At 47.5% G+C, this 9,963-nt stretch carries 7 protein-coding genes, 2 tRNA genes and 5 pseudogenes; 7 read left to right on the top strand and 7 right to left on the bottom strand.

Going from position 1 to position 9,963, the window contains the following annotated elements; all coding sequences use genetic code 11:
- Positions 1-191: 191 nt before the first annotated feature.
- A pseudogene (locus KP22_RS21900) lies at positions 192-709 on the bottom strand (IS630 family transposase); the annotation flags it as partial.
- Between KP22_RS21900 and KP22_RS22235 the strand changes: the two are divergent.
- From KP22_RS22235 to KP22_RS23050, 4 genes and pseudogenes are all read left to right on the top strand, one after another.
- Positions 706-944: pseudogene (locus tag KP22_RS22235) on the top strand (ISAs1 family transposase); the annotation flags it as partial. The pseudogenes KP22_RS21900 and KP22_RS22235 overlap by 4 nt on opposite strands.
- A 97-nt stretch (positions 945-1,041) precedes the next feature.
- Positions 1,042-1,810, top strand: a pseudogene (locus tag KP22_RS23055) (hypothetical protein); the annotation flags it as partial.
- 29 nt (positions 1,811-1,839) lie between these two features.
- Positions 1,840-2,664, top strand: a complete 825-nt coding sequence (locus KP22_RS15680) for a DUF6094 domain-containing protein (RefSeq protein ID WP_156103761.1) — start codon at positions 1,840-1,842, stop codon at positions 2,662-2,664.
- Positions 2,665-2,746: 82 nt separating this feature from the next.
- Positions 2,747-3,160 (top strand): annotated as a pseudogene (locus tag KP22_RS23050) (DEAD/DEAH box helicase family protein); the annotation flags it as partial.
- 624 nt (positions 3,161-3,784) lie between these two features.
- Here KP22_RS23050 and KP22_RS22810 read toward each other — a convergent pair.
- From KP22_RS22810 to dnaQ, 3 genes and pseudogenes are all read right to left on the bottom strand, one after another.
- A pseudogene (locus tag KP22_RS22810) lies at positions 3,785-4,012 on the bottom strand (integrase arm-type DNA-binding domain-containing protein); the annotation flags it as partial.
- Positions 4,013-4,273: 261 nt separating this feature from the next.
- Positions 4,274-4,350 (bottom strand) — tRNA-Asp (locus tag KP22_RS15670).
- 171 nt (positions 4,351-4,521) lie between these two features.
- Complete coding sequence (dnaQ, locus tag KP22_RS15665) at positions 4,522-5,259, bottom strand: DNA polymerase III subunit epsilon (RefSeq protein WP_039307122.1); 738 nt, start codon at positions 5,257-5,259, stop codon at positions 4,522-4,524.
- Here dnaQ and rnhA point away from each other — a divergent pair.
- The gene (rnhA, locus tag KP22_RS15660) at positions 5,213-5,779 is read left to right on the top strand and encodes a ribonuclease HI (protein WP_167333804.1); all 567 of its coding nucleotides are present in this window, start codon (positions 5,213-5,215) and stop codon (positions 5,777-5,779) included. The genes dnaQ and rnhA overlap by 47 nt on opposite strands.
- Before the next feature lie 19 nt (positions 5,780-5,798).
- Here rnhA and KP22_RS15655 read toward each other — a convergent pair whose 3' ends face one another.
- Positions 5,799-6,509, bottom strand: a complete 711-nt coding sequence (locus tag KP22_RS15655; RefSeq protein WP_039307118.1) for a class I SAM-dependent methyltransferase — start codon at positions 6,507-6,509, stop codon at positions 5,799-5,801.
- A 43-nt stretch (positions 6,510-6,552) separates the two neighbouring features.
- Between KP22_RS15655 and gloB the strand changes: the two genes are divergently transcribed.
- Positions 6,553-7,308, top strand: a complete 756-nt coding sequence (gene gloB, locus KP22_RS15650; RefSeq protein WP_039307116.1) for a hydroxyacylglutathione hydrolase — start codon at positions 6,553-6,555, stop codon at positions 7,306-7,308.
- A gap of 70 nt (positions 7,309-7,378) precedes the next feature.
- A complete protein-coding gene (gene mltD, locus KP22_RS15645) occupies positions 7,379-8,752 on the top strand; it encodes a murein transglycosylase D (protein ID WP_039307114.1) in 1,374 nt (457 codons plus the stop codon).
- A gap of 69 nt (positions 8,753-8,821) precedes the next feature.
- Here mltD and KP22_RS15640 read toward each other — a convergent pair whose 3' ends face one another.
- Positions 8,822-9,610: an endonuclease/exonuclease/phosphatase family protein gene (locus tag KP22_RS15640; RefSeq protein WP_039307112.1), complete on the bottom strand. Its 789-nt coding sequence runs from the start codon at positions 9,608-9,610 to the stop codon at positions 8,822-8,824.
- Positions 9,611-9,843: 233 nt separating this feature from the next.
- Positions 9,844-9,920 (bottom strand) — tRNA-Asp (locus tag KP22_RS15635).
- Positions 9,921-9,963: the final 43 nt, after the last annotated feature.

Genomic DNA, 9,963 nt, shown 5'->3' with positions numbered 1-9,963 from the left:
TATAGTTGACCTAAATTTAAAAAAAATGTTAACCAAAGGAAAACAAAAAAATCATCCAAGTTGATAATGTTAATTAATGTTAAACAAAAGAAAAATCAAAGTCAATGGTGTTAAATTAAATATTGATTATCACACAAATAATTAGCATTATATTAACTAATAAAATAAATAACTAACTACACCTAATAGCGCTACACTTTTGCCTTTCCATGTCCGGAGCCAGGAAAGGGATTTACCGTTTTCATAAAGTGGCGAACTTTGTCCAGTAATTGCCACATGAAACGACACTAATGATTTCGGGTAACCGTCTCATGTAATGAGAGCCAGAGTCGTTCTACCCTGTTTACCCAGGGCGAATAAATTGGTTGAAAGACAAGTTTAAATTTAGGGTTGTTCTCCAGCCATTTTTCGGTTTGTTTGCTTTTGTGGATACGGTAGTTGTCAACAATGAGCGTGACGCTTTCTGTCTGGGCGTAAGCTGTTTTGAGTTTTTCTAACAGACTGATGAATAAAGCTGTTTTTTGCTGCTTCCTTCCGCGTAGATGACTTCACCCGTTTGACTGTGAAGTGCGCCGGCAAGGTAACATTTTTCATTGATGCCGGGCGTCACTACTTTCTTTTGTTGTCCCCGTAACTGCCAGTCAGCGCCTATTTTAGGATTCAAATCAATGTCTACCTCATCTTCATAAAAGACGGGATTACGGGGGGATTACCGTCGATGATACCTTTGACCGTCTCATCTCGACCATCGAGCAGTCCGCTGTTCACGCGTGCTTTCTGAGTTGGATGCGCTCAGTACACAACCTGACTCAGGGTGAAGTGTTGCCATTGATGGTAAAGCCCTGCGCGGCTCTTATAATCGGGAAGATCGTTACAGCACCATTCATATGATCAGCGCTTATGCGTGCGCCAATCAACTGGTGCTCGGGCAGATTAAAAGCGACACCGCTATCGCCGTGTGGTATGACGCTTTCGAAGCAGAATTATCATTAACAATTACTTTTATCACAGTAAATTTCGTCATGTAAAAGGAGATAGATTATGAATAGCCATAATATACCCTTAACGTCAAATAACAGAATACCGGACTGGGCTACGATACAAGAAGCAGTTAAAATAGTTAACCAATCAACAAACATAAAAATAACTAAAAGTGATATTTATCGAGATGCTTTATGTGGGAAAATATATCTTTCCATTTATTTTCAGTCCCCCGTAAGATTAAGAAAAATCCGAACAATAAATAATAAAATAAAACTCAAACAGACAAAAAAATAGTCTTATTCATCGGCTCTGTCTACTTGACAAAAATTGCATAGTTAATGAACGAAACTTAATTGTCGATACCGAAGGAGAGTTCATTTTTTTGTACACAAAATTCTTGATACGCCATTAATAGGACAGGAATATGTTGTGATACAACACCTACTGGCCCAGTCCCTGAATCTTCCGTTGCCGATAACTGGCGAAAATACGATAAATTATGGAATTTCGGTTGCTATTTCAGGAAAAATATTTCAGATATTTGAAAATATTACATGGCATGACAGAATAAAAAGGTTACTTCCCTTTACATGCCCTACCCCAAGATGCCTGCTTCGTCATCCGGCATGCTGAACTTGAAAAATTAATCAGAATGCCCGTTAGAAATAAAGTCCCTCTTATCCCCCCCACTTCAACACGAATATCTACCCCATTATCCCGCCTGTTTTGGCTGTCCTGCAAACATAATGAAGTCATCAGCCCGTTGATTAACCAGCCTTATAAACTGCTGTCCATCTTTGAACAATGGGCATCATCCGACGGTATATGGCCGATCTGTCCCTGCACGGTGATCTGATGGACACGGTTATCTCGCAACAGGCCTTTTCGCTGTTGTTTCTCAACCCGCCCTACGGCGATCTGGTCAATGGTAAACAGGAAACCGACCGCAAAGGCCGCGCCCGGCTGGAAAAGCTGTTTTACCAGCGCACCCTGGGCAATCTGCAATACGGCGGTATCTTGGTATTGATTATTCCGTATTACACGCTTGATCGCGAATTCGCGGGCTGGCTGGCGAACAGCTTTACGGATGTGCGGCTATTTTCCGCCGCCGCGGATCAGTTTAAGCAGGTGGTGATTTTTGGCCGCCGGATCCGCCAGCACCAGCGACATACCGATGACGTCAAACAACTCCAGCGGAGTCTGCTGCGTGTCGGGCAAGGCGAGGAGACCACACCAGCGCTGCCCGATATGTGGGAAACGCCTTACCGTGTCCCCGTCGCCCGGCAGTCGCTGAAACATTTTTACCGCGTCACGCTCGAACCCGTTCAGCTTGAAGAAGAAATGAAACAGTTGAAAGGGCTATGGCCGGCATTCTCCACTGAGCTTTGCCTTCAGCCACAGCCACCACGGCCACCGGCAAAGCAACTTTCCCGCTGGCATCTCGCACTGGCGCTGGCCGCAGGCGCGATCAGCGGCACGATCACCTCGCCATCGGGCCGCACGCTGGTGGTTCGCGGCGACACCTATAAAGTGAAAGATCGTAAAACCGAATTCACTGAAAACGACGAGGGTGAAATTACCGAGACCACGACGATGACGGATCGTTTTATTCCAGCCATTTCCGCCTGGGATATGACGCCGGACTCAGAAACCTTCGGGCAACTGATCACCATTCGTTAACCCGCCGCCATCAATAACGCCCCCCTGACGGGACAGCGCTCCCGACAGGGAGAAATCTGTCCCGTTCTTCATTACGAGGAACATGACTATGACCGAGACATCTCCGTCAACGGCTTCACCCGCTGTTTTTCCACTGAATCAGTTTATCGACGAATTCGGCGACAGCTTGCTGGCGTCGCTAAACCAGTCCCTTCCCCCCGTTTATGACGGTACGCCCGACCGGAAACGGCAGGCTGTGATGGACATGCTAAAACGCCGCCCGTTCCCGGCACAGGCCGATACCGTCCAGGCAGTGGCAAAGCTGCTGGTCGAACGTAACGAACATGCCGCCATTATCAATGGCGAGATGGGTTGCGGAAAAACGCTGCTAGCCATCGCCACGGCAGCCGTTCTGTACCGAGAAGGCTTCCGCCGCACGCTGGTGCTCTCGCCGCCGCATCTGGTTTACAAGTGGCGGCGGGAAATTCAGGAAACCATCGACAATGCCCGTGTCTGGGTGCTCAACGGCCCGGATACGCTGATAAAATTGATGTTGCTGCGCGAGCGGCTTCACGTTCCCGTTACCGGCCCTGAGTTTTTTATCCTCGGCCGAGTACGGATGCGCATGGGCTACCACTGGAAACCCGCCTGCGCGGTACGTCGCCGGCAAGGCATCCCCTTCGGCGTCTGCCCCGACTGCGGTCGGCCCATTACCGATACGGACGGCAACTGGCTTGCACTAAACCACCTGCGACAGGAAGAAAAGCCCCGCAAGTGCTCACACTGCCAGACGCCGCTGTGGACGCTGATACGCCCGAATGCCCTGTCTGATGATTTACAGTCTCAGATGGTGAATAAGGCGTTGAAACGCATCCCGACCATCGGCGATGCAACGGCCAGAAAACTGAAAAATGCCTTTGGCGACGCGTTTCTGGCGTCTATGCTCGGCGATAACCTCTACGAATTCATCAACCTGATGGACAGTAGCGGTGAACTGGTGTTTTCCGACCGCCAGGCACAGCGCATGGAACGCGCCATGGCGAATGTTGAATTCGGCTTCGGCGAAGGGAATTACCAGGCCAGTGAATACATTAAGCGCCATTTGCCCAAAAACACGTTCGATCTGATGGTGGTGGACGAAGGCCATGAGTACACGCGCGACAGCCAGCGTCATGGCAGGATAATGGCCCAGCGTGATATTGGTACGCGTTGCGGAATTGGGGCGCTGGTAACGAAAACGCCAGATTTTCTTACCTGTGGTTCTGATGGAAAGTGTCAGGCCATGACCATCAGACAGTTCATAATCTTTAGCAGCGGATTTTGCTTTTTGTACTGCGACGGCAGAAAGCAGGCGGTGGGTTACGGCCATCGTTCACTCCTTGGTTGTCGTTAAAAGCCAAACGACGGGAATGGTGTAATGTCCTGTATCCGCAACCTTTTCTCAGCCACAAAACCAAAATGGCCTACGAAATTTCTCTTTCCGACGCGTAGGCCATTTCGTGGGCCATTTTGCGCCGGATACCCTGCTATACCGAGGGTATCATAGAGACGAAAAAAAACCGTATGCCTTTGACAGCGATACGGTTTTCATTCATCCAGAGATGTATAAATACACCTCGGAATAAGTAAGTGGCGGAACGGACGGGGCTCGAACCCGCGACCCCCTGCGTGACAGGCAGGTATTCTAACCAACTGAACTACCGCTCCACTCGTGCTCACTGAGCGGGATGAATACTAAGATGATGGCACTATTACGTCAATGCTTTTTATAACTAACCGTTTCTGTTTGCTTATAATTTCATCTCACTGACTATTCTCTCACCCACGACGTCATCAACCTATTTGTTCTGCTACGCAAAGGGCGATATTCCGGCGGTGTTATTCCACTCGCCACAGGCAACTCCCCCCTTTTTTAGCAATTAGATCCAGTCGTTGTTCATGCGCTAATAACTCTGCTTCATCAGCATAAAGCACCTTTAATGCCGATTGTGGGCGGACAATCCTTTGGATCGTTTCGCTATTATCATTCTGCTGCTGCGCCTCACCTTCCATCGAAAATGTCAGGGAAGTTTGACCACCGGTCATCGCCAGATAAACTTCTGCCAAAATCTCGGCATCGAGCAATGCGCCGTGCAACGTACGCTTGCTGTTGTCTATCAAATAGCGATCGCAGAGCGCATCCAAACTGTTTCGCTTACCGGGAAAGATCTTCCGCGCCATAAACAGGCTATCAGTGATCTTACAGAACGTCTCCGTCTTGGGAATATCCCGGTTCAGCAATCGAAATTCATAATCCATAAAGCCGATATCAAACGTCGCGTTATGAATGACCAACTCCGCACCACGGATAAAATCGAGAAAATCATCTGCAATGTCAGCATACGTCGGTTTATCAGCAAGAAACTCATCGCTGATACCATGTACGTTATAGGCTTCTGGATCCACTAAACGATCGGGTTTGATGTAGACGTGAAAATGACGGCCAGTCAGGCGGCGGTTAATCACTTCGACCGCACCGATCTCGATAATTTTATGCCCTTCGTAGTGAACCCCCAGCTTATTCATACCGGTGGTTTCTGTATCCAGGACGATTTGTCGCGTAATTTCAGTGCTCATCGTTTTCGTTTATGTCAGACTTGCCGTTTTTACCATAAGGGAGAGTCTACCAGAGATGCGCAAACAGGTAGAAATTTTCACCGACGGATCTTGCCTCGGTAATCCCGGCCCCGGCGGTTATGGCGCCCTGCTGCGCTACAAGCTGCACGAAAAAGCATTAAGTGAAGGTTATCGTCTTACGACGAATAACAGAATGGAATTGATGGCCGCTATTGCAGCGCTTGAAACACTGACCACTGATTGTGACGTCGTACTCAGCACAGACAGTCAATATGTTCGTCAGGGTATCACCAGTTGGATTCATAACTGGAAAAAGCGTGGTTGGAAAACCGCTGACAAAAAGCCAGTCAAAAATGTCGATCTCTGGAAAAGGCTGGATACCGCGATTCAGCGCCATTCCGTGCGCTGGGAATGGGTAAAGGGGCATGCGGGTCACCCGGAAAACGAACGCTGTGATGAACTCGCTCGCGCTGCGGCAAGTGCACCAACACTTGATGACACGGGTTATCAAGCTGACTAAATCACCTGAGGCGTCTACCTCATCTCCGATATATCTTTGTTGCGCCCACCGTGCGGCGCACAGATGCTTTCCGCAACCGTGCTCTCATCGGCGTGAACGTCAGTGGAATGGTTCGCTTTCGAGCAATAATCAGCGTCATGCATCCCAACATCGGAATATGTTTATTCAGCTTCCCTTTATTCCTTCGCCATGGCGTAACGTGAAAATGAGTCTGATGAATAACCTCATAGTTCAATAGTCCCAGCCAGTCCGTGATACGCCTTTGAGTAAACATGCGACTGCAATAGGGATGTTTTTTATTAATCCGAGGGATCAGTTTGCCAAGACCAACCAGACTAATCGGATTAAACGTGCTGAGTATTAACCAACCATCATCCACTAATACACGATCAACCTCCCGCAAAATACGATGTGGGTCCGATGAATAAGAGAGCGTTTGAGCAAGCAAACAGGCATCAATCGACTTTTCAGAGAAAGGTAATTGATAGGCATCAGCCATGATCTGAAGATTATCACCGTGTGGAGCAACATTGACCTGATGCGCAATCGCGCACTCTGTTACGTGGATTTCCGCACTCAGTGCACCGATCTTGATAAGGTGAAAACCAAAGAGTTTTGGCCACCATGGCAACAAGGCCTGTTCAAGCGACTCACGATAAAATTGCCCGCAGGTGATATCATCCCATGAATCAGGTGCAACAATGGTCTGAGGGATTTGTGCCGATTTCATCTTCTATTGTCGTCCCCAGGCTACTAGCAAAAAGAGGTGATGAATGAATCTTATCAGTATCCCCGCACTTCAGGACAACTACATTTGGTTATTGAGTAATAAAGCAAACCGCTGTGTGATCGTCGATCCTGGTGAGGCAAGTCCAGTGCTTAATGCGCTCGAGCAAAACTCACTTTTTCCCGAAGCCATTTTGCTCACTCACCACCATAAAGACCACGTTGGAGGCGTCCGTAGGATACTCAATCATTACCCTAACTTGCCCGTTTTTGGCCCGAAAGAAACCGCGAAATGCGGCGCAACCTACCTATTGGAGGAAGGAAATACCGTCTCTTTGTTAAATTCGGAATTTTCTGTAATTGAGGTTCCAGGACACACTTCTGGTCATATTGCTTACTATAATGCGCCATTTTTGTTCTGTGGCGATACGCTATTTTCTGCGGGATGCGGTCGTATATTTGAAGGAACACCGAAGCAAATGTATGAATCAATTAAAAAAATAGGAAAACTCCCTGACGATACGGTGGTGTGCTGCGCTCATGAGTACACACTGTCAAACTTAAGGTTTTCTAATACCATATGGCCTGAAGATCAAGATATTGAATCTTATCTTCATAAAATCAGTCAGATACGAGAAAAATCGCAGTCTAGTTTACCAACAACGCTGGGTCTGGAGAGAAAAATCAACCTATTCCTCCGTTGCCATGAAATTGATTTAAAAAGAAAATTATCAAGTGAACCTGAAAATATAGAGAATTGGCAAGCTTTTGAGATGCTACGCAGCAAGAAAGACTGCTTTTGAAGGTTTAGGTTGTGCTATTCCTCCAATCAAAGTATCCTTGCTCGTCTTTTAAGCAACTATTGACCAACATATGAAGGCTAAAGCGATGATCATCGCCTCAGTCTTGCTGGTGGGTTGTCAGGTCTCACCCCATGACACCTCGCAACCTAAACAGCATGCACAGAGTTTGTCTTCGGCAAGTCAAAGTGAAGCAGGAAAGTACACAGATGGTCGAGAGGCCTCCGCGCGATGGCTAGATGACGATAGCATCGCGCAACGAGATCTGTGGAACTTCATTGGCGACGAGCTGAAGATGGAGGTTCCGGAAAACGCACGGATCCGCGAGCAAAAAACGCGTTATTTGAAAAATAAGAGCTATCTCCACGATGTAACATTACGGGCAGAGCCGTACATGTACTGGATAGTCGAGCAGATTAAGCAACGTAAAATGCCGATGGAACTGGTACTACTACCCATAGTGGAGAGCGCTTTTGATCCAAGTGCCACATCATCCGCCAATGCCGCAGGGCTATGGCAGATTATCCCTGGCACAGGACGTAATTATGGTTTGAAACAAAACCAATGGTACGACGGGCGTCGCGACGTGATTGCGTCTACGACGGCTGCGCTGGATATGATGCAACGACTCAACACGATGTTTGATGGTGACTGGTTACTGGCAGTTGCTGCATACAACAGTGGTGAAGGACGCGTCATGCAGGCGATGAAATCGAATAAAGCGAAAGGAAAATCAACCAACTTCTGGGCATTAGCGTTACCGCGCGAAACGTCAATTTATGTTCCCAAAATGTTGGCCTTGAGCGACATTCTTAAAAATAGTAAGAAATATGGCGTGAATCTGCCACAGCCCAATGAAAGCCGGGCATTAGCCAAGGTGGAACTAGGGCAACAGATAGAGTTGACACAAGCCGCTGAGATGGCGGGTCTGTCGTTGAACAAACTGAAGAGCTATAACTCGGGCTATAAACGTAATGTCACCGCGCCAAATGGGCCACATTACATTATGGTTCCTAAAGCTCACGTTGAGCAGTTGAAAGATTCACTGGCTGATGGGGACATCGCAGCGGTTCAACCGACACGCTTAGCGCAAACGCAGACAACGCCAGCCTCACAGCAGTATAAGGTGCGCTCAGGTGATACCTTATCGGCGATTGCAGCACGCCTTAATATCAGCACGAAAGATTTGCAGAGCTGGAACAATTTACGTAGCGCTGGTGCGCTCAAAGTTGGTCAGACGCTGCAAGTTGCTAAAGCTTCAAACGATAGCGGCTCTATCACCTACCAGGTACGAAAGGGTGATTCACTGGCAAGTATTGCTAAACGTCACGGTGTAAATATCGCTGATGTGATGCGTTGGAATACGGTTATCAACAAAAATGCCCATATCCAGCCAGGCGATCGTCTGACGCTTTATGTTAGCAATAATATAAAACCTGATTCTTAATGCTGTATTAGAATCAACAACGAAAAATAGCCCTCCTACAGTTTGTGGAGGGCTATTTTTTTATGGCGATTAAATCAGGCTAAACTCAACGAGTAGTGGGTTATGGTCTGAGGCCTGCGTCACCAAAACGGAAGACTGATTAACAGTCAACTCACGGTAAAAAACGAAGTCTAGCGGTCGCCCAAACGCCTTGCGCCGCTGGTCATCAACAAAATACACTTCCTGCAACCCCATCTTTGTCGCAAACCGATTGAGTGCATTGATTCGTTGTTGACTCCATGCATTGAAATCTCCAGCCATAATAGCCGGCCCCTGATGATGTCCGAGTTGATCTCCAATTGCAGCCAGTTGCTTGGTATAAACCTCAACACCAAAACTAAAGTTAACCGCATGGATATTAATAACCATCAACCTCTGGCCATTCTGAAGCGCATAGACAGTTACCAAAGAGGACTTGGCCAAACGCAACAAGGGCTCCCTTTCACGTAAAGGACAGCAATATACTGGCTGGGCTGCTGATAGTGTCATGACTCCTGATGGGTGTTGTGGAAGAATAATCGCAGGAACTTGATCGGCAGAAAGATAGTTAGTAGTTGCAAAACGGATGAGATCTGGCGTGCTTTGTGCTTCCTGCAACAGGACTAACTGAGTACCTTTACCGAAATTCTGCAATACGGAAAGCCAGTCCAGCCTTTGCTGCTTAAAAATGTTCCACACCATTACGCGTAAAATATCCCCCTCAAGCAACAATGAGCCTGTCGGTAAAGCTTGCTCAGGGTAATGAATTTCCCCAGGAGGGAAGATACGTTCAGCTGGTTGGCCGGCAACATATCTCATTGCATAGGTTCTTTTCCGCACGCCTCATCCACTATTAGTTTCAATACACCAAATACCCTATCAAAAAAAAGCCCCCTTCCGTTATAAGAATTTTACCGCATACTTACTGACACCCCATCGATAGGAAAGGAAAAGATGAAATAGTTGGCAAAAAACGCATAGGGAAGGAAAAATAGAAAATGATCTAAGATAACTCTAAGATAGGCATATGCAGAAAAGCCCTAAGCGTTAACTTAGGGCTTTTTGCTAATAAGTGGCGGAACGGACGGGGCTCGAACCCGCGACCCCCTGCGTGACAGGCAGGTATTCTAACCAACTGAACTACCGCTCCACCGAATTTCTCTACAACCACCAGATCGCTCCGGCTTACTGCT

Source organism: Pectobacterium betavasculorum, from assembly GCF_000749845.1.
Taxonomy (GTDB): Bacteria; Pseudomonadota; Gammaproteobacteria; order Enterobacterales; family Enterobacteriaceae; genus Pectobacterium; species Pectobacterium betavasculorum.
This window is presented reverse-complemented; position numbering and strand designations above follow the sequence as displayed.

What these genes read in the sequence shown, in the direction of transcription:
- mltD (WP_039307114.1), top strand. Translation starts at nt 7,379, where the DNA reads ATGAAGGCTAAAGCGATGATCATCGCCTCAGTCTTGCTGGTGGGTTGT.
- gloB (WP_039307116.1), top strand. Translation starts at nt 6,553, where the DNA reads ATGAATCTTATCAGTATCCCCGCACTTCAGGACAACTACATTTGGTTA.
- KP22_RS15655 (WP_039307118.1), bottom strand. Translation starts at nt 6,509, where the DNA reads ATGAAATCGGCACAAATCCCTCAGACCATTGTTGCACCTGATTCATGG.
- KP22_RS15680 (WP_156103761.1), top strand. Translation starts at nt 1,840, where the DNA reads ATGGACACGGTTATCTCGCAACAGGCCTTTTCGCTGTTGTTTCTCAAC.
- dnaQ (WP_039307122.1), bottom strand. Translation starts at nt 5,259, where the DNA reads ATGAGCACTGAAATTACGCGACAAATCGTCCTGGATACAGAAACCACC.